Raw genomic sequence first — 19,207 nt, forward strand, 5'->3', positions numbered from 1 at the left:
GCTACTAACTCATCATCTGTTGCAGTTGCTGATATGTTTTTAAAGCTTTGTCCTCCAAAAACATCTTCTCCCTTAGAATTAACTCCAGTTTGATAGCTTATTCCTAAAGAATTTCCAACTAATACTGAACTTGCTGCCATGTTTATCACCTCCTCAACTTATATATACGTTGATAAAAAGTGATTTTAAAAAAATAAAAGAAATAAATATAATATTCGGGATTCCGTCGTAGGCTCCAAGTCACCCTCATAATATATTTATTTCTTTATACACAGATTTTCATAATTCCTCTCTAGTTCGGAATTATGAAAATCATTTGCGACCTTGCAAGCTCCAAGTCGTAATAATATTATAAATTTTCCCTTTCAACCTGAAGGATATAATTCTTCTAAACTAGACTCTATAAATCTTTTTTTATCATTATCGCTTCCTCATTGCGCCATACTTCTTTAAAATCATAGTCTAAAAACATTTTTATTGAAGGATTACCTAATGCAATATTATCAAATAAAGTTACTAAGCCATTTTCTTTAGCTTTTTTGCATAATAATTTAAGTCCTATTTTCCCGAAACCATTTCCTCTATATTTACTATGAATAATTATATTTGCTATATATTCTTTTTCACTATAATGATAAGCTATCTCACCTACATAGCAATTTAATTTTTCTGAAAAAAGATATGCATAATATCGATCATTATTTTTGTTTATAATCCATTTTCTATACCATTCTTCCCACTTATTTTCTTGAAAGTCTATTGTTCCTCCCCATTTATGATTATAAGACATAGTATCTTCATCACTTAACAATTCTTTTCTAAATGACAATTCTTCCATTCTGGGAACTATTAACTTTATCATACTTAATCCTCCTTTTATTTAATATTTTCAAAAATAACTATGTTTTAAGCTAGTATTTATAATGGAATGTATAAAAGTGGACAAATTAACTTGTCCACTTTACTTGTAAACCACAATCATTTAAGGTTATTCTCCTAAATCAAATTCATTTCCCCTAAAATAATAGCTAATTCACTCATTAATTAACAATATTGCATAAACTGTATGGATTTGAGCTGGATAAGTTTCTAATATAATACCGTCATAGAATATCTTTACTTTATCGCCAACCTTAAAACTTGTCATACTATCTTTTAATTGAACATCAAGTGAAACACTTATTTTATCACTACTCTTAATTTCATCCTCATCTTCGTCAACAGAAACTAAAATTGCTTTATCATATATTTCTGTTACTATTCCTGTAAAATTAGGCTTATCGTAAATATCATTCATTGTCATTGGTTTAAATAGATAAAACAATATAATACCGACAACAAATATATCTATTGCAATGAACCAAAATATTTTTTTATTTTTCATTTTATCACTTCCTTTTGAGAAATATAATACGATTATTCAATACTTTATATACTTATACACATAATTCACAGATTATAATTCTAGTAATGATATAAATAAAATTAAATTTATACAAATATTTATTATTCCTATATTATAACATAATTTGGAAATAATTGTATCTTAACATTCATTTAAATAGAGCCTTAAAATTAAATAAGTACCCTTCACTTTCTAAATTGTAATAAAAAATTATGTCCATCTTTTTTAAGATAGCCGTTTGTTAATATTATTAATTATCCCAACCTAATAGTCTCTTTTCTAGAGCATCATAATCGTAGTCGCGACCTTTAAAGTTATGGAATCTTAGATTTTTATTATATCCATAGCTTTTTTTATTTCCATAAGGATTATTATTTTTACCTTCTTCTTGCTTTACTATTTTTTGATTTAGATAAACCTCAAACTTATCTCCAAATAGAGTAAATGGAGTTAGATATTGCTCAAAGCTAGTACCCTTCCAAGCCTTAATCTTTTTATCTATAACTTTTTTAAAGTCATCAAAACTAAAGCCTTCTCTTAATCTTGCTTTTATTAGACTTATAGTTTTAGTGTTACTAGGCTTATACATAACACCAACCTTTAAATTTAAATAATTTATTATACTAGTTACATTGTCTTTTATATTATTATATATATTAGTTACTATGGTAGATGAGTTATTTAGTAGATGAGTCTTTGTTGAACATTTCTCTGCATACCCTCTATGATTATTTTGGAATACCCCCTCTTCATTTTGATGATTATTTACATATAAGTTTTCTAAATCATGTACAGCTTTGTCATTCTCAAGAACACTATCTTCATTATTAAGAACTTCATTAATGGTAGAATCCTCCTCTGAACTTATACTTATATCAATATCTTCTTCATTAATATAATAATTATCAGCTTGTCCCCTGTTATCCTTATTATTATCTTTATCATCATTATTTTTATTAATGTATAATAACTCCTTATACTTTTTCCCAAAAGCATAAAAGGAAAAAGTCCCACCTTCTTTTTTAGTATAATGAGATAAAATTCCTAAATCCCTTAATTTAAGCATCCTCATCATAATAGTTCTCTTTCCTAAACCTAAGAAAGGAAGTTCATTTTCAATGTTTTGATAACTTATCCAATAGTACTTAACACCTTCTATAACTTCATAATTCATTTTTCCACTATTTCTAAAATCATCAAAATACCTAAGAATAGTTACATCCTTAACATCTAAATTAAACTCCATAATCTTTTTAACTGAATACCCTAAAAATGAAAATTGCATATTAAAATCCTCCCAAAACTTATTTAAATACCCTATCATTAAATAAGTACCCAGTTTTAAGTGAAATTGAGAAAAAAATAAAAGAAAAAAATATGGTGTGGAGAATTCCGTCGCAAGCTCCAAGTCATTCCCACACCATATTTTTTTCTTTTTAAAACTAAATGTAATAATCCCTCCAAAGTCGGAATTATGTGAATTATTTACTCCGTCGCATTCGCTCCAAGTCGACATAATATTATAAATATTTTTTTCAAACTAATTGATATAATTCCTCTCAAGTTCGGAATTATGAAAATTCATTATTCCGTCGCAAGCTCCAAGCCATTCCCACACCATATTTTTTCTTTTTTAAATTAGGCTATATTTTAAATATGTGTTGATAACTAGTTATAAGTAGAACAAACAGATTGCTTTATCCGTTTTCTATCTATTTTGTATGACAATAATCTTATTAATTATTCTTGTCCTGTTCTTTAATTGATTTAACTAATATATTTATACCATAACCAATAACACTGATTGTTATAATAAATGCAATAAATACTGGAGTGAACATAGTTATATAACTATATCTCCAATAATAGCCCCAACATTTATATCTTTCCTCCACGTTTTTTATAATCCACTTCAATTTTATTCTTCCAATTATCACTTATATTTTTATTAGTTCTTAGACAGCTTACAGTTTCACTTATTACTTCATAATTAAGCCTAGTTCCTTCACTATCACAATTATAATTAGTTGCTCTATCTTCAGATATCCCTATACTTTCAGCAGCCGAAATTGCATCAATATTTGCTCCAAGGAATATAAACTCACATCTAAATTCCTTTTTCTTCTCTTCTATCATTCTTCTAATTTTTTCATAACTATATCTTGTACTTGAATTTTCCATACCATCTGTAGTTATTACAAAAAAAACTTTACTTGCTCTTTCTGATTCTAAAGTATGTTTTTGAGCATTTTCTATTTTATTTATAGTCTTTCCAACGGCATCTAATAATGCAGTAGTACCTCTAACAAAATATTCTTTCTCACTTATAGGCGATATCTGTCATGTAATAACTCATACTTATTATCAAATAATACAGTAGTTATAAAAGCTTCTCCCTCTTCTTTCTTTTGTTTTTCAATCATTGCATTAAAGCCTCCGATAGTATCCTTTTCAAGTCCCATCATTGATCCACTTCTGTCTAAAATAAATACTAATTCTGTTAAATTATTTTTCATACCATTATCCTCCAATCACCTTTTCTATGATTTAAGGATACCATTTTTTAAAACTTATTTGGTCGCATAAAAAGCGACAAAAGAAAAGGAGTAAATGTTATATTCCTTGTTCCGTCGCTTCGCTCCAAGTCACCGTCATATAACATTTACTTCTTCTAAGCTGAAGGTAATAATTCCTCATTTTATTCGGAATTATGAAAAATAATATATATATTTTTTATAGTATATTAATTACATTTTCTCTTTTTACTTGTGACCTCGCTAGCTCCAAGTCGCTCTCATACAATCTTTCTATCCCCCTCACACTGAAGGTAATAATTCCTCATTTCATTCGGAATTATGAAATTTATTAACAAATATAGTTTTGATGATTTATTAGCATATATAAATAATATACCATTATTTAACCTAAGGTATTTTCATCAAAAGTAAATAATTCTTCATTTATCTCAAATATGTCGTATATTTTATTTTCAATGAAGTATTCAATAATAATATCGAATTTACTACTATGGGATAAAGCAAATCCAGCTTTTAAAAGTAAATCTTTTGTTTCATCTAAATTAAGTCTTAATGATATGACAAAGGCAATTACAGTTGACTTACTAGGTTTATAATTTTTATCGTTACGAATTTTAGAAAAAAGTCTTCTATCAACATTTGCCCTTTTATAAACATCTACATCATCCATACCTTTTTCATATATTAATCGTAATAGCATCTCTGAAAAAGATTCATCGATATTATTTAATATATCTTCAAGTTTTCTATTTTTTACTTCTACTTCTTTAACTATACATTGAGATTCACATATAGAGTTTTTCATATATCTTTCTCTAGCATACGAATGCTCTTCTATATATCTATCATCTATATATTGTTTAATTGATGAAAATAGCTTACTAGATATCATAAAGGCATGCTTGTCATATATAACCAAATAAATAGTAACATCATTCTTTAATAAAAAATCGCTAATAACTGAAATAGCAATTTTTAAGGCTTTATCCTTTGGATATCCATAAACACCTGTAGATATTAAAGGAAAGGCAACACTCTCTAGCTTGTAATCTTTAACTAATTCAAGTGAGTTTTTATAACAGTTGGTTAATAATTCTTCCTCATTACTATTTCCACCCCTCCATATTGGTCCAACAGTATGAATTATGTACTTAGCTTGTAGATTGTATCCCTTAGTTATCTTAGCTTCACCAGCTTCACATCCCCCAAGAGTTCTACATTCCTTAAGAAGATCAGGCCCAGCTGCTGCATGAATTGCTCCATCAACTCCTCCCCTTCCAAGTAATGATGTATTTGCTGCATTTACTATTGCATCTGCATGAACTTTTGTTATATCATTACGAATTATTTCTAGTGGCATATAAATTTTCTACTTATTCATAGTTGTACAATTAAAGTAAACACAATCAAAGCCATAGTATCACTTTCCTTATTAATATAATTTTACCATAAATATATACATAATGGATAATCGGTATAGAATGTAAATTCACTGGTATATTTTCGAAGAAATAATCAAACACTATTATATATTAAGTTCTAAAGGAGATATTTTATGGAAAGATTATTACAAACACGATTACAAGAAAAATTAGACCAATTAAAGGAATCTAATAGGCCAGAACCTATCCGTTCAGATGGCTTTGGAGCACTTGACTTAGGACCAAGGAATCTTAAGAGAGATGAAGAAAATCCAGATATGATTGTTCCTCCAGCCACAGATAAAGGGCTTATACCAAATCTCAAATTTTCATTTTCAGATACTAATATGATTCTAAGACCTGGTGGATGGTCAAGGGAAATTACCAAACGTGAGCTCCCTATTTCTGATACCTTTGCCGTTGTAGACATGAATCTTTCCCCAGGGGTAAGAGAAATGCATACACATCAGCAATCAGAGTGGGGGTTCCTTCTAGTAGGCTCTTGTCGTGTAACTGCAGTAGATGAGATTGGAAGAACTTTTGTAGCTGATATTCATCCTGGTGAAGGTTGGATTTTCCCTAAAAATATTCCTCATAGCATCCAAGGACTACATGAGGGCTGTGAATTTTTAATGTTCTTTGATAAAGGTGAATACTCAGAGCATAATACTTTTTCTATTTCTGAATTATTTGCCCATATGCCAATGGATGTTTTGTCCGCTAACTTTGGAGTTCCAGAGGACACCTTTAAAAATATTCCATCAAAACAGGTTTATATTACAGATGGAGGCGATCCTGGAACCTTAGAATCTCAAACCGTAGATTCTCCTACAGGAAAGGTTCCTAAGTCATATAAGCATGAGCTTTGTAATGTAGAACCAATCAAAGGTGATGGTGGAACTATACAAATTCTTGATAACCGTAATTTCCCTGCTTGTGAAACTGTATCCGCAGCTCTTGTTACTGTAGAACCAGGTGCAATGAGAGAAATACATTGGCATACCAACCAAGACGAATTCCAATATTATATAAAAGGAAAAGCAAGAATGACTGTATTTATGCCAGGTCCTAAAGCTCGTACCTTTAATTACAGCGCAGGAGATGTGGGATATGTTCCAGTAGGAGCCTTCCATTATGTACAAAATATTGGTGACGAACCTCTCCAATTCCTTGAAGTATTTAATAGTAGTCATTTTAGTGATTTATCACTTGCTCAATGGATAGCAATGACTCCACGTGAGGTGGTAAAATCAATATTAAATCTTCCTGATGAATTTCTTGATACTATAAGTAAGGAAAGCAATCCTGTAGTAAAATATCAAAACTTTGAGTTTCCATATGCTCAAAACACCCCTCAGAATATTTGCTACTTTAATAATTTTGATTATAAAGCACCTAAAGATTATGATGACAAAAACTACTCCTTATAAAGAGGGATTACTGACCTAAAAACCTTTAATAATACAACAAGGTCTTACGATAACAAAGGCATCAAAATTATGATGCCTTTGTTTATAATATTGATCAAAAATAGAAATAATCATATTCTAATACTTTTAACTATATAAGATTAAATAGCATAAACCCAATATAATTAATAGCAAAATTTGCAAACATGTGGATTAACCAAGTAACATATATATTTTTATATTTTTCATTAAAATAATTGAAAATTAATCCCCCAACAAATAGTCCACATATAGTTAAAATAAATAAACTTATATCAAACCAGCCTATCATCATAGCAACATGATAAAAAGCAAATGCTAAGGAACTAAAAATATATGCAAACTTCCTAGTTGATACTTCTTTTAGCTTTAAAAATGCAAAGCCTCTAAAATAGAATTCTTCTAGTAAAGAATTAATAAAAGAAATATATATGGTAACAAATAAGAAGTTATTATTGTTAATACCTGCATTTTCTGATAATGAGGATACAACATTTGAAAAATCAAAAAAATTACCTATTATAAAATAAGCTCCTAAAATAACTGTAAATATTGCTACTCCTGATAAAATAGCAATGATTATTTCTTTCTTGCTTTTTACCTTAAATAAAGAAGCTAAATTTAAATTCGTATCATATCTTGAATATAAAATTGGCATTATAGAAAAAAGTATAATTTTTATAAAGGACTTTATAAGATACTGTGGGCTAATAACTGCATCTATAAATCCCATTATTAAACAACCTATTAAAACAATTAAAATAATAGTTTTCTTTTTCTTTACCATAACACCACCTCTTTTTCCTTATTATACCACAAGATATATAAATCTGTTATCTATACCTTTATAAATAAAAAAGTCTAGAGCCAATAATACTCTAGACACTATATACATATTCCTAATTACTCTTATCTTCTCTTAAATCCTTTATAATGTATAAAAGTCATCAAAAGAAAATATACAATTTATTTATTTCTTTACTAAATAACGACTATCCCAATCTAAATTTAACTTTTCAAGAATAGAAAGAAATTGCTCTTTTTCAGTAGTATCCAAGCAAGAAAACATCTCACCATGTAAATCTTCCATTTGAGCTCCTGCTAATACTGCTTCCATCTTACCTTCTTTCGTTAACTTAATATCCATAGTTCTTTCATCTTTTTTACTATCAGTGCATTTAATTAAGCCACTATCCTCCATCTTACTAAGTATTTCACTAGAAAATGCTGACTTAACACCAAGCTTCTTTGTTAATTTCTTCTGAGTAATTTTCCCAACCTCATTAAGTAAAGTTAGGATTTTCTTTTGGCTTACTATTCCCCGAGAAAGATTTCTAATTATATATCCTGTATCCCTTAAATTCATTAATATTTTTTCATCAATATTTGATTTTTGATAGTCTTCTAATTTATAAATATGTTCAGATTTTTTATCCTTATCATTAGACTTAATTGGTAATTCCATTGTCTCTGCATATTTTTTACCACGTCCACATTTTGGCTTAGTTAAACTACAATGATTTTTACAAATAGGACATACTTTTTCATCCTGCATTAATATTTCCTCCTAAGTCATTTACTACTATGTATTATAGCATAATTGTAAGGCACCTTATAGTATAATTGATAATGAAAATCAATTATAGTAAGATAATTGATTATATTTTATTATTCTATTCCATCAAGATTCATTTTCCATTTGTTAGCATATAAAAACCTATGAGTTTCATCATCACTAGCAATCCACTCTTCATCATATCGACTATCAGCCCAAGCGCCCTTTCCTATAGCACGTATTTTTAGTACTCCACCTGAAATTGTATATATTCTTTCTTCTCTAGTATTTCTACCCTCATAATATGTTCTCGTGCTGAAACCTTCGTTCTGTTCTAAAATTCTTTGTCTCACATCCCTTGTTAAACGTACCATATTTCCCTCCAAATAATATACTAGTAGTTAAATATATTGCCTATACTTATGATTTATTGTGGTTTTTATGAGCTAAGTAAGAAATTTATAAATTTCATATACTTTGCCAATAGATAGTATAATTTATTAATCAAATTCGCTTTCATCTGCAGTCCCAGAATAAATAATAGAATGATATATTTCTCCATTATATTCATATGCAGTGTACGGATACCATTCCCCGTTATTTTTTTTTGTTTCTTTTTCAACAGTACGAAACTGATCCATAGCCTCTTCTCTACTATACTCATTAACTGGAAAGGTATAGTAATCATACATTTGTTCCCATCCCATTCGTTTTGCACTAATTACATGACATTTTCCCATATTATTCACTTCCTCCTAATTCCAATTTATCGAGTAGTTTAATAAATAACTTACTCATATATTAATACAAATATTAATTTCTATATATTTCTATTATCTTATAATTATGGTTATGTCTACGTAAAAGCAAAAATGATAATTTTCTTTTTTAATTCTTCACCACCGTATAGTATTATTTATCTTTTAGATTATTAAATTCTTGAAAAATATTAATATTAACATTATCACTATTCAAGTCTAATAAATTTTTACTTTTAAACACTGTTCTTTTAAGCCCCCAGTAAGTTTTCTTGTACGAATCCTTAGGTACACCTACAGTATAAATGTTCTCTAATTTACTAAACTCAATCCTATTATCCTTAATATCTGTTGGAAAATAAAAAGCCCACCAATCTGAAGGTGATATTCCACTTCGCCAACTTTTTATATTTTCATATTCAAATTTGGATAAATAATATGATGGTGCTTCTTCAAAATTTATTTCTAGTACATATAGTGGTCCATTTCTCCATTTATTTTCCAGTTCTTTATCTTCTCTCCTTTGATATAGCTTGAATAACTTATTATATAACCATCCCTCAACACTAGAATCTGTATTATTTCTTAAAAATTTTGAAGTGCAAGAACTATACCCATTACTTTCTGCAACCTCATCACAATATTCCATAAGTTTTTTTACATTTTTTAAGGTATTATATACTACTGAAAATGCATTCTCTATATTTTTACTATCTGAATTCATAATATTCCCCCTCTTCTATATGCACATTACAACCAAAATTAAATTTATCGTTATCATTCTTTGACATACAATTATATTTTTTATTCTCTTTAAATACGAAATATTCATTTTTATCTATTAGACTACTACTAATATTACTCTTAAAACTTTTAAAGCTATCAAAGCCTTTTTTAGCTAAAAGTCTATAAATATCATCAATTACTACCTTTTCAAAATAGTTTAACTTAGAACTTTTATATAATTCTTCTATTATAGAACATATTTCTTCCCAAGAAATAAACTCAAATATTACACCATTTTCTATAATATTTCTCTTCTTTACGTTATCTACTATTTCTTTGCCTTCATTTTTCCTAGCAATAAAAAGTAAAATTGGTTTCTTATTTTTTTCTATTGCTAACTCTTTAATAATCATTGATTCTCTAGATAACTGATTTTTACTTGGCTCTTCACTTTCATAGTCTTTTATTACATCATCTTCTGATGATAAACCACTATTATATTTAACTTCTATACCAATAGTAACTAAATTAAGATCAATAATTAAATCTAACTCTCCATCTTTATGATAAGGCCAAAACTCAATTTTTTCTGCCCACTCTTCTGCTTCATAATTATTAAAGTTACTTTTATCAATTATTTCTAATAATATTTTTTGAATGCCCTTACTAAATGGAATATATCTTAATGCACCAAAGATATTACCAGTTAAATTATCTTCTGAAGTTTCTCTTAAATTTGTTCCTCTGCTACTAATTTTCCCATGCAACTCTGCAATCATAAATCTTCCCCTTCATTATATCTATACTATAATAAACTTATTAATCATTATTAATCTTATTCACCCTTAATATATAAATTGCATACAAATTTATCTATTAATAATTTTTTCAAACTAAACAAATTTAATAAAAAAATATTGGAGATATTCTACTAATGATAGTGTATATCTCCAATAATTATTATAGTTTAACATTCATATCTTACTATATCATCTACTATTACTTTTTCTAAGCATATATTAAATCATCAACAACTACAAACTCTTTAGCTTTAATATTTTCATCTTTAAATGAAATAATATTTTCAATAAAATTATTTTTAATTTTTTCAAATTCTAATTGTTTGTTTTTATAGTCTTGCATAGCCTTCTTAAATTGACTTACTGCATCATCTCCCTTTATAGCTTTTTTTATAATTTCTAATAATGTTTCTTCACACTTATCTATAAGCATCTTAACATCTGAATCTACTATATTTCCAACTCTCTCAAGTTCTGCAATTATATTTTTGTAATATTCTTCATCATACATTTCTGCAACTTGTATTTCATATACTTTTCCAATACATAGCAATTCAAAACTTAACTGCTGTTGTCTTATTAATCCAAAAACAATTTTTGATAGTTCATCCATTTCTGATAATCTCTTATCTGTAGTACTTAACTTTTTATTAGGTATATTAACTATATCATTACTCTTTCTATCTATGCTCTTAGAATAAAATAATATATTTGAACACATTTTATTATTTGTTGCTTGTAAATTAGTTAAAGTAGATAATTTTAATACTTCATTTCCAAGTATTAATTGCATATTACTCTTTACATATTCACAAAAATTATATGCTGAAAAATTATCTGATTCTTTTTCATCATAAATTATACCAATAATCTCTTTAACATTTTTTGTAATTGTTTCTAATCCATCATCAATTCTAGCCATAAAATACTGTCCTGTAATTGCAGACATTGCTGAGAATATCATTAATGGAGTTAGTGATATATTATCAACAGATACTAATCCAGCATGAGCAGATATCTTTCCATTATCTCCAATAAGCGGAGTTCCTAGCATTCCATTTTTATACTTCATTAAAGTTCCTGATGCACCTTCTGGGAAAACAATTTTATATGAATTGCTAATAATTTCACTTTGTTCTATGCTTACTGCTAAAGGTAATTGTTGCATAAACATATTTACCTTAGCAAGACTACCTATACACTTTTTATTGTTAATTTCTTCATTTTCAACTTTCATAACAGTTAAAAACTCTTTTTTACTTCTAGGATCTAAAAAGCTAACTTCATCTTTAAAGCTTATTATTTCTTCCTCTTTATTTGTTAATAACTCTTTACTCATTTCTCATCCCCCCAGATTTATTAAGTGTACTTATACTCCATGTACAATGCCTTATCTTTTAATTACTTTCCATTCCCTATTATACCATATTATGTCATAAGTCATTATTAAATTATATTTATTTATTAATAATCCATTAATCATATATTTAAATTTAAAACTTACTCTTTATATAAGAAAAAGTACCCTGCTATGGCAGAGTACTTAAGTATATAAAAGTTTATTATTTATTTTTAGATTTACTTTTTTCTAACTGGAACTTGTATTTCTGTAAGCCACTCATCTATATTTTCTTTATTCCAAATACCATCAATATATCTTTCCCTTGGACTTTCTACTATTTCATATCCATTTTCTTCAACATATTTCATTATAAAACTATAAGCATCAGGTAATAAATCATAGGAACCTTTATGATATATACAAACAGCTTCAATTGATTCTTTAGGAGAAGGATGGGTTGCCGAAGAGTGTTTAGCCATTGCAATTTATTCAGCTTTATTTTATGAAAAAACAAAGGATTTAAATAAAGCTATAAAATTAGCAATACACCATAAAGGTGATAGTGATTCAACTGGTGCTGTTTTTGGTGACTTAGTGGGACTATTTTTAAATGATGTTAATGAAAAAACTAATTGTGATGATATTATAGTTAAGGTTGTTAATGACTTTTGTGAAAATTTTAAAATAAATGGATAATTATTTAAATGCATCAAAAATATTAGCTATGAAGAGTATCTAAAGCATAAAGAGATTCTTCAATATAATTTTGATAATGGATTCAAAAAGGCATATCAGAAAGAATTAAACAAAATGAAATTATATGTTTGAGAATTCTCTACTTCCGGAATTAACAATACTTGAAAGAAGAGTTTAATAGAAATGGTAATGAAGTCTTTCTTGAAAAATACCTTCAGCTCACTTATATTGTTGAACACTATGATTCGACAAGGAAGGAGGTAACTGCATGGATTCATTAGAAAAAAAGAGTAAATGAGAATCTAAAATCATTTGGATTAACCTAAGATATAAAACCAATCGCACTAAAGCATCTCATTAAGGTTGATGAAGTCCTTGAAAGTATGGTCCAAGCACAAAATGATTTTGTTCTGGAAATCAAAAATAATAAACTCTATATCAATATAGTCTCAAAGGAAAATGGCATTACAAGACAAACCTTTTATAATAATCCAATTATTACTGCATACATTGAACAATACATTGTTGCTAAAGTTTCTGTAAATCCCTATGAAATCATTGATAATCTAAGAACTGAGATTCGAAGCAAAGATGAAATGATTGCTTGTTGAATAAACCTATCCAAAACTGTTGATATTCCTAATAATCTGGTTCCACCATTAAGCTTTGGTATTTCAACTCTTCTGACTGGCATTGGTTTATACTCATTATTTAGAATACTTTCTTTTATTGATAACCAGTTATCTTTAAGAAATTGTCTAAGTTCATACACTGTCATTCCATCGACTCCATGGCTACCTTTATTTGAGATTACTCTTTTCATTGCTATAAGTAGGTTTTCTCTTGATAATATTCTTTCTAATGAGCCATATTCAAATTCACTTGTTTCTCTATTTGAAGTTGCCGAGAATCCTCTATGCACTCTTTGCTTATCTTCAAGTTCCACTCTATTTTCAGCACTAGAGCCTAAATATTTAGTTTTCTGCAATCTTTGATTATTCTGCGAAACTTTCAAATTTTAAAACCTCCTTAAAGTTCAGTCCTTCATCCGCTATCGCGATTAGCGGAGTTACTATGACCTCTGCTGACTTATCTTCACTATATTTTTCACTCTTAGTATTTACAACATACGCATATTTATTATTAGTTGTTAGACTTTCTTCTAGTATTGGTAATAATTCCTTACACCAAGAGCATTCAGCAAACCCAAAATAATATACCCCTTCTTCTTTATTTAATTTTAATCGATATAATTTCCTTTTTAAATAACTTTATAAAAATATAATGAACAAATTCATGCAGACCTAATACTACATAAAACAAACCAATTAAGATTAGTACCTCAATATATACACTACGCATATTATCCCCAAGCTTTTATTTTTTTCTTTCTACACTTACCAACAATAGTACATAGCAACACAATAAATGCAACCCAAAGAATATAATATAGAAGCATTGTTATGCTTAATGAGAAAGTAGTCATCAACTCTACCTCAGTCATTACCATATCTATTTTTAATCCAAAAACTGAAGTATATAACCCTGATTCATTTATACTATACAATGTTACTACAAAATCCAAAAGTAATAATACCAAATATGATACAGTAGCAAAAACTATTTGTTTAGAAAATTTCATATTTTCTCCCTCTTTCTAATAAATATTTTTTCAAAAAAAACATTTCCACAAATGTTATTATAAAAAAACTATATTTTTAGTTGCTAGATAAGTCAATACCATTAACACTAAACAAACCATAGCTGACGCAAACTCATTCAATGAACTTTTATTTTTGGGAAATAATATCCCCGAAACAGTTGCACACTCAAACCAGATGATACTATTCAACATAATCTCAAAGTAATCTACATACCAAAAGCTAATTATTATTAAAGGTAGATTTATAATTAAATTTATAAATGTTATTGTCAGGACTTCTCTTATTTCGCTAATTCCAAAAAAATGATTCATCTTTCTATTTTGCATATTCTTTTCCTGAAAGGTATTCTAGCAAGTAAAAATCTGATGTAATATAGTGCATCTTCTTTTTAGCTTCCTTTTCATTATAATCAATACCATCTACCCATATATTTCCTTCTGTTACTTTTGTTAAATTACATATACAATTCAAAAGAGTAGTCTTCCCACTACCATTTATACCTATTACAATATCAATACCCTTGCTATCTATATCTAAATTTATATGCTCCAATATCTTATTATTATCATAGAATTTGCATAAATTCTTTACTTTTATCATCCCTCCTCTTCCCCTTTCAACAAAATTTGGTTACATAATCATCTTAACATTTTTACATTTTTTGTAAATATATATTTGTATTTTTTGATTTTTATATAAACACTATTGTTTATTAAAGCATAAAAATTCCCCCAGACATTTAGTCTGAGGGAACTTAAAACACAATCAATATTTACTTTAAAATCATTTAATTACAGGCTATTCCTTAATTAACTTAACAACAGCTTCAAGCAGTAGGATACTTCCAATCAGCTATCGCTTCTTGGTGGATCTAAAATTATTGTATCTGGTTTATCCTTAACATTCTTTATTATTTCTGCTACGTCTCCTGCTAGGAATTCGCAATTATTTAAATTGTTTAATTTAGCATTTTCCTTTGCTGCTTCTACTGCTTCTTCTATAAGCTCTATACCAACAACTTTTTTTGCATTAGCTGCTGCTATTTGCCCTATAGTTCCTGTTCCACAATAAAGGTCAAATACTACCTTATCCTTTGCTTCTCCTAAATAATCTCTAACTATGCTATAAAGACTTTCTGCTCCCTTAGTATTAGTTTTGAATAATGAAAAAGGAGATATCTTAAATTTTAATCCTAAAAGATTTTCATACCTATATAAGAAGCATATTAGATGCACATAAATTTCCAGTTCCTTTCTTAGATACATTAATATTATTTAGCCTACCTAAATAATATTACATACTAGAACTCCCAATAAAATAACCTATTAAAACAACTATAATATACCTTACTTAATCCCCCTATTTCCAATAACCCAATTTGTCATCTCTTCTTTATTTTTCATAGTTAAAATACCCTAGAATATATAAAGTCTCATAAAAAAATAATAATTTAAATTTGATTATATTTAATATGCTAGTCCTACACTTTTCCCAATATATTTATCATCTTGTATTACTTTTAATAGAAAGTTAGCTAGATCAGCACGAGAAATATTTTTCCCTCCAGCTGGTACACCTTCTTCAGCTTCTCTATATACACCTGTAAAAGCACCATCTGTTAAAGATAATGGTCTAGCTAATGTATAATCAACAGTTCCTTCTTTTAATTTATTATAAGCTCCTTTATGATCTTTTAATGGATTTTTTAACATAAAACTTATAACTTTCCCTATTACCCCTTTTAATTCACCATGTACCCCAGCAGAAGAAACTTGGGCTATTCGTTTCACACCTGTTTCATTCATTGCATCTACGATATTCTTTGTAATATCTGTAATAGTTGTAGATACTTTAGCCCCTGGTCCTCCTATACAACTAATTACTGCATCATGAGAAGCCATAGCTTTTTTTACATCCTCATATCGAGTTGCATGTCCAACTATTATGTGTAAGTTCTCAGACTGTATTTTTATAGTCTCTCTATTTCTTACAAATGCCGTTACTTCTATTCCATTACTTATGGCTTGATTAATTACTTTTTGTCCTGTTCTGCCATTAGCTCCAAAAACAATGATTTTCATTAAATCCCATCCTTTCTTTTATTTTTATATATTTAACCTAACTCTCAAAATTACTTAATTTAATTATATATTTCAAATGCTAATTTTCAGCCATCCTTAGTTATCGTTATACTTTTATTATATATAAAAATACCCTATAGAGTAGACTTTTTGCATTGTCTCCTCTATAAGGTCCATTTTATATATTTCTCAACTCTTGTATTTATCTTACTAGTTTCACTACAGCCTCCAAGTGAGGGGTATTAGGAAACATGTCTTTAACACAGCTTTCAACTATTTTATATCCTGCGCCTATTAATACATGTAAATTTTCTACTAAAGTTTTTGGATTACATGATACATATATTATCTCTTTGGCATTGAATTTAATTACATATTCCAATGCTTTTGGATGTACTCCACTTCTTGGTGGATCTAAAATTATTGTATCTGGTTTATCTTTAACATTCTTTATTATTTCTGCTACGTCTCCAGCTAGGAATTCACAGTTATTTAAGTTGTTTAATTTAGCATTTTCTTTTGCTGCTTCAACTGCTTCTTCTATAAGTTCTATACCAACTACTTTTTTTGCGTTAGCTGCTGCTATTTGCCCTATAGTTCCTGTTCCACAATAAAGGTCAAATACTACTTTATCCTTTGATTCTCCTATATAATCTCTAACTATACTGTAAAGACTTTCTGCTCCCTTAGTATTAGTTTGGAAAAATGAAAAAGGAGATATCTTAAATTTTAGTCCTAATAGATTTTCAGTTATATGATCTTTTCCAAATAATAAGTTAACTTTTTCTGGTACTACTGCATCTGAAAATGAATCATTTTCTGTATGTAATATTGATACTAAATCACCTTTATATTCTTGATTTTTTAATATTTCTACATACTCTGATAAATCAAACTCAATTTGAGTTGTAGTAACTAAGTTAACCATTAACTCACCTGTATTAATAGCTTTTCTTATTACTAGGTGTCTTAAATATCCTTCTCTTTTCATTACTCTATAATAAGGTAATCCTTGAGCTCTAAAATAATCTACTGTAGTCTTAATTACAGTTCTAAAATCTTCATCTACTATTAAGCACTTATCTACTGTAATAATTCCAAAAGACTTACCCTTCATATGCATTCCTAGAGTTAACTCTCCACCCTTTTCAAAGTCTCCGAAAGTAAACTCCATTTTATTTCTATATTCCCATTGTTCCTTACTTCCAACTATGCCCTTATAGTTATTAAGAGGTAGGTTTGCTTCTTCAAATAAAGATTTAAATTCTTCACTTAAAAGCTCTAATTGCTTTTCATAGCTTAAATTTTGTGATGTACAGCCACCACAAATTCCAAAATGTTCGCAACATGGTTCTATTTCATATTCAGCTCTTTCATCAACAGAAATAAGCTTTAATTCTGCAAAAGCTTCTCTTTTTTTCTTAACTCTACCAGTTACAACTTGACCTGGGAAAGCTCCTTTTACATATATCTTTTTGCCTTCTAAAGTTCCAATCCCAGTAGATGGAAACTCTGTTTTATCTATTTTAACCTGTACAGTACTTCCTTTTTTCATTTTAACTCCTAATTAAAATTATTTTAGTATTATCTTTCTTCCTATAGTTTCTTTTAGCTTAGTTGATGTGCAAATTGGTGTATAAAAAATATTTACTATTATATACATTATTAAGAACATTGGCTCTCTTTCTGCTATATATAAACCAATAACTTTTAAAATAAGATCAAAAACTATTAATAATAGTAATGAAATAGCTATACTTATTATTTGATCTATTATTCCTGCTAAAACTTTTTTTAAAAACTTGATACCTTTACCATCTTCCTTATTTTTTCCATTTTTCTTTTCTGTAGTAACTTCTTTACATTCAACTCCATCGATTGCTTCAATTACCTTGTTTTCTTCTACAACTTCCTTTTCAAATTCATCATTATTTAAATCTTTATTATCCAAAACCTCATCCTCCTAATATAAATTAATTATTTTTTAAAATCATAAGTTTTTGAGTCTATTTTATATAGTAAAAAGTCATTTTTAATAGTTATAGTTTCAACTAATCCATTTAAATTAGTCTCAATAGTTCCATTAGCATTTTGATTTTTAACTATATCTATTATCTTAGCATTTATTTCTGAATAATCCCTTTCAGAATCATTAGTCATAGCTTCTGAAAATGTTGATATAGAAGTTTCTTTTAAATCAAACTTATCTTCATCTTTTATTTGATCTAAATCTAATCTAAAACCTATCTTTAGATTTAAGCTTCCACTTGCCATATCAGATCCATAAGTTTTAAATCCATAATACATACTTTCCATTCTATTTGGCTCAGGATTTAAATTATCAAAATAAACGTATTTATCATTAACGCTTACGCCATTATCATCACTTATCTTTTCTTCTTTAACATATTCTAATCCATAGAAATTAGCTGCTTCTTCCATTCTAGCTGTTATTTCATCATTTAAGGCCGATACTTCATCTCTAGTGTAATCATTTGCCCATTCACCTTCACCAATAAAAGGTTTATCTTCTTCAATGGATCTTGCACTTTGTGCAGTATTACTTTCTTCATTTTTAACATTCGAAGAAGGACTACATGCTACTAAAGATACAGCCATTATCCCACTTAAAATTGCTATTAAAGTTTTTCTTATCATAATATCCTCTCCTTAGGATGTATAACATACCTATAATATTTTTTCCTTAAATTCATCTTATTATAACATTAAAGATTTTATTTTGAAAGTGCTTGTCACCTAACTGACACATAAAG

At 27.9% G+C, this 19,207-nt stretch carries 21 protein-coding genes and 3 pseudogenes; 2 read left to right on the forward strand and 22 right to left on the reverse strand.

What is annotated here, in order from left to right:
* The 6 genes and pseudogenes from ACQPUY_RS12530 to ACQPUY_RS12555 all read right to left on the reverse strand — a co-directional run.
* Window positions 1-140: DUF1659 domain-containing protein (locus ACQPUY_RS12530; protein WP_430841762.1), on the reverse strand; the 140-nt coding region annotated here is incomplete at its 3' end.
* 260 nt (window positions 141-400) lie between these two features.
* Entirely contained in the window at window positions 401-862 is a 462-nt protein-coding gene (locus ACQPUY_RS12535; protein ID WP_430841568.1) for a GNAT family N-acetyltransferase, read from the reverse strand.
* Between the two features lie 171 nt (window positions 863-1,033).
* Window positions 1,034-1,384 (reverse strand): DUF3221 domain-containing protein, encoded by a 351-nt coding sequence (locus ACQPUY_RS12540; RefSeq protein WP_430841569.1) that lies wholly within the window; start codon window positions 1,382-1,384, stop codon window positions 1,034-1,036.
* Between the two features lie 271 nt (window positions 1,385-1,655).
* Complete coding sequence (locus ACQPUY_RS12545; RefSeq protein ID WP_430841570.1) at window positions 1,656-2,690, reverse strand: conserved phage C-terminal domain-containing protein; 1,035 nt, start codon at window positions 2,688-2,690, stop codon at window positions 1,656-1,658.
* Between the two features lie 593 nt (window positions 2,691-3,283).
* A pseudogene (locus tag ACQPUY_RS12550) lies at window positions 3,284-3,921 on the reverse strand (vWA domain-containing protein).
* 403 nt (window positions 3,922-4,324) lie between these two features.
* The gene (locus ACQPUY_RS12555; protein WP_430841571.1) at window positions 4,325-5,302 is read right to left on the reverse strand and encodes an O-acetyl-ADP-ribose deacetylase; all 978 of its coding nucleotides are present in this window, start codon (window positions 5,300-5,302) and stop codon (window positions 4,325-4,327) included.
* Window positions 5,303-5,641: 339 nt separating this feature from the next.
* Here ACQPUY_RS12555 and ACQPUY_RS12560 point away from each other — a divergent pair, with 339 nt between their 5' ends.
* The gene (locus ACQPUY_RS12560; protein ID WP_430841764.1) at window positions 5,642-6,793 is read left to right on the forward strand and encodes a cupin domain-containing protein; all 1,152 of its coding nucleotides are present in this window, start codon (window positions 5,642-5,644) and stop codon (window positions 6,791-6,793) included.
* Between the two features lie 130 nt (window positions 6,794-6,923).
* Here ACQPUY_RS12560 and ACQPUY_RS12565 read toward each other — a convergent pair whose 3' ends face one another.
* The 8 genes from ACQPUY_RS12565 to ACQPUY_RS12600 all read right to left on the reverse strand — a co-directional run bounded on the left by ACQPUY_RS12565 (window position 6,924) and on the right by ACQPUY_RS12600 (window position 12,471).
* The gene (locus ACQPUY_RS12565) at window positions 6,924-7,598 is read right to left on the reverse strand and encodes a CPBP family intramembrane glutamic endopeptidase (RefSeq protein WP_430841572.1); all 675 of its coding nucleotides are present in this window, start codon (window positions 7,596-7,598) and stop codon (window positions 6,924-6,926) included.
* 183 nt (window positions 7,599-7,781) lie between these two features.
* Complete coding sequence (locus ACQPUY_RS12570; RefSeq protein ID WP_430841573.1) at window positions 7,782-8,366, reverse strand: MarR family winged helix-turn-helix transcriptional regulator; 585 nt, start codon at window positions 8,364-8,366, stop codon at window positions 7,782-7,784.
* Between the two features lie 113 nt (window positions 8,367-8,479).
* Complete coding sequence (locus ACQPUY_RS12575; protein ID WP_430841574.1) at window positions 8,480-8,740, reverse strand: hypothetical protein; 261 nt, start codon at window positions 8,738-8,740, stop codon at window positions 8,480-8,482.
* Between the two features lie 126 nt (window positions 8,741-8,866).
* Window positions 8,867-9,106: a hypothetical protein gene (locus ACQPUY_RS12580; RefSeq protein WP_430841575.1), complete on the reverse strand. Its 240-nt coding sequence runs from the start codon at window positions 9,104-9,106 to the stop codon at window positions 8,867-8,869.
* Window positions 9,107-9,278: 172 nt separating this feature from the next.
* Window positions 9,279-9,848 (reverse strand): hypothetical protein, encoded by a 570-nt coding sequence (locus ACQPUY_RS12585; protein ID WP_430841576.1) that lies wholly within the window; start codon window positions 9,846-9,848, stop codon window positions 9,279-9,281.
* Complete coding sequence (locus ACQPUY_RS12590; RefSeq protein ID WP_430841577.1) at window positions 9,835-10,629, reverse strand: hypothetical protein; 795 nt, start codon at window positions 10,627-10,629, stop codon at window positions 9,835-9,837. The genes ACQPUY_RS12585 and ACQPUY_RS12590 overlap by 14 nt, the downstream gene beginning before the upstream one ends.
* A gap of 229 nt (window positions 10,630-10,858) precedes the next feature.
* Window positions 10,859-11,989 (reverse strand): hypothetical protein, encoded by a 1,131-nt coding sequence (locus ACQPUY_RS12595; RefSeq protein ID WP_430841578.1) that lies wholly within the window; start codon window positions 11,987-11,989, stop codon window positions 10,859-10,861.
* A 239-nt stretch (window positions 11,990-12,228) separates the two neighbouring features.
* On the reverse strand, window positions 12,229-12,471 hold the full coding sequence (locus tag ACQPUY_RS12600) for a GyrI-like domain-containing protein (RefSeq protein WP_430841579.1): 243 nt from the start codon (window positions 12,469-12,471) through the stop codon (window positions 12,229-12,231).
* A gap of 4 nt (window positions 12,472-12,475) precedes the next feature.
* On the opposite strand from ACQPUY_RS12600, the pseudogene ACQPUY_RS12605 reads away from it, so the two are divergent.
* Window positions 12,476-12,538: pseudogene (locus tag ACQPUY_RS12605) on the forward strand (hypothetical protein); the annotation flags it as partial.
* 697 nt (window positions 12,539-13,235) lie between these two features.
* On the opposite strand, the gene ACQPUY_RS12610 reads toward ACQPUY_RS12605, so the two are convergent.
* From ACQPUY_RS12610 to ACQPUY_RS12645, 8 genes and pseudogenes are all read right to left on the reverse strand, one after another.
* Window positions 13,236-13,703, reverse strand: coding sequence for a hypothetical protein (locus ACQPUY_RS12610; protein WP_430841580.1), 468 nt, complete (start codon window positions 13,701-13,703; stop codon window positions 13,236-13,238).
* A 348-nt stretch (window positions 13,704-14,051) separates the two neighbouring features.
* Window positions 14,052-14,330, reverse strand: coding sequence for a hypothetical protein (locus ACQPUY_RS12615; RefSeq protein ID WP_430841581.1), 279 nt, complete (start codon window positions 14,328-14,330; stop codon window positions 14,052-14,054).
* A 337-nt stretch (window positions 14,331-14,667) separates the two neighbouring features.
* Window positions 14,668-14,952, reverse strand: coding sequence for an ATP-binding cassette domain-containing protein (locus ACQPUY_RS12620; RefSeq protein ID WP_430841582.1), 285 nt, complete (start codon window positions 14,950-14,952; stop codon window positions 14,668-14,670).
* A gap of 257 nt (window positions 14,953-15,209) precedes the next feature.
* A pseudogene (locus ACQPUY_RS12625) lies at window positions 15,210-15,566 on the reverse strand (methyltransferase domain-containing protein); the annotation flags it as partial.
* A 252-nt stretch (window positions 15,567-15,818) separates the two neighbouring features.
* Window positions 15,819-16,433 carry an NAD(P)-dependent oxidoreductase gene (locus tag ACQPUY_RS12630; protein ID WP_430841583.1) on the reverse strand — a complete coding sequence of 205 codons (615 nt, stop codon included), beginning with the start codon at window positions 16,431-16,433 and terminating at the stop codon, window positions 15,819-15,821.
* 202 nt (window positions 16,434-16,635) lie between these two features.
* Window positions 16,636-17,988: a 23S rRNA (uracil(1939)-C(5))-methyltransferase RlmD gene (gene rlmD, locus ACQPUY_RS12635; protein ID WP_430841584.1), complete on the reverse strand. Its 1,353-nt coding sequence runs from the start codon at window positions 17,986-17,988 to the stop codon at window positions 16,636-16,638.
* An 18-nt stretch (window positions 17,989-18,006) separates the two neighbouring features.
* Window positions 18,007-18,384, reverse strand: coding sequence for a hypothetical protein (locus ACQPUY_RS12640; protein WP_430841585.1), 378 nt, complete (start codon window positions 18,382-18,384; stop codon window positions 18,007-18,009).
* Between the two features lie 26 nt (window positions 18,385-18,410).
* A complete protein-coding gene (locus ACQPUY_RS12645; RefSeq protein WP_430841586.1) occupies window positions 18,411-19,091 on the reverse strand; it encodes a hypothetical protein in 681 nt (226 codons plus the stop codon).
* Window positions 19,092-19,207: the final 116 nt, after the last annotated feature.

It is taken from the genome of Clostridium nigeriense, from assembly GCF_050585245.1.
In the GTDB taxonomy this organism is placed as follows: Bacteria; Bacillota; Clostridia; order Clostridiales; family Clostridiaceae; genus Clostridium; species Clostridium nigeriense_A.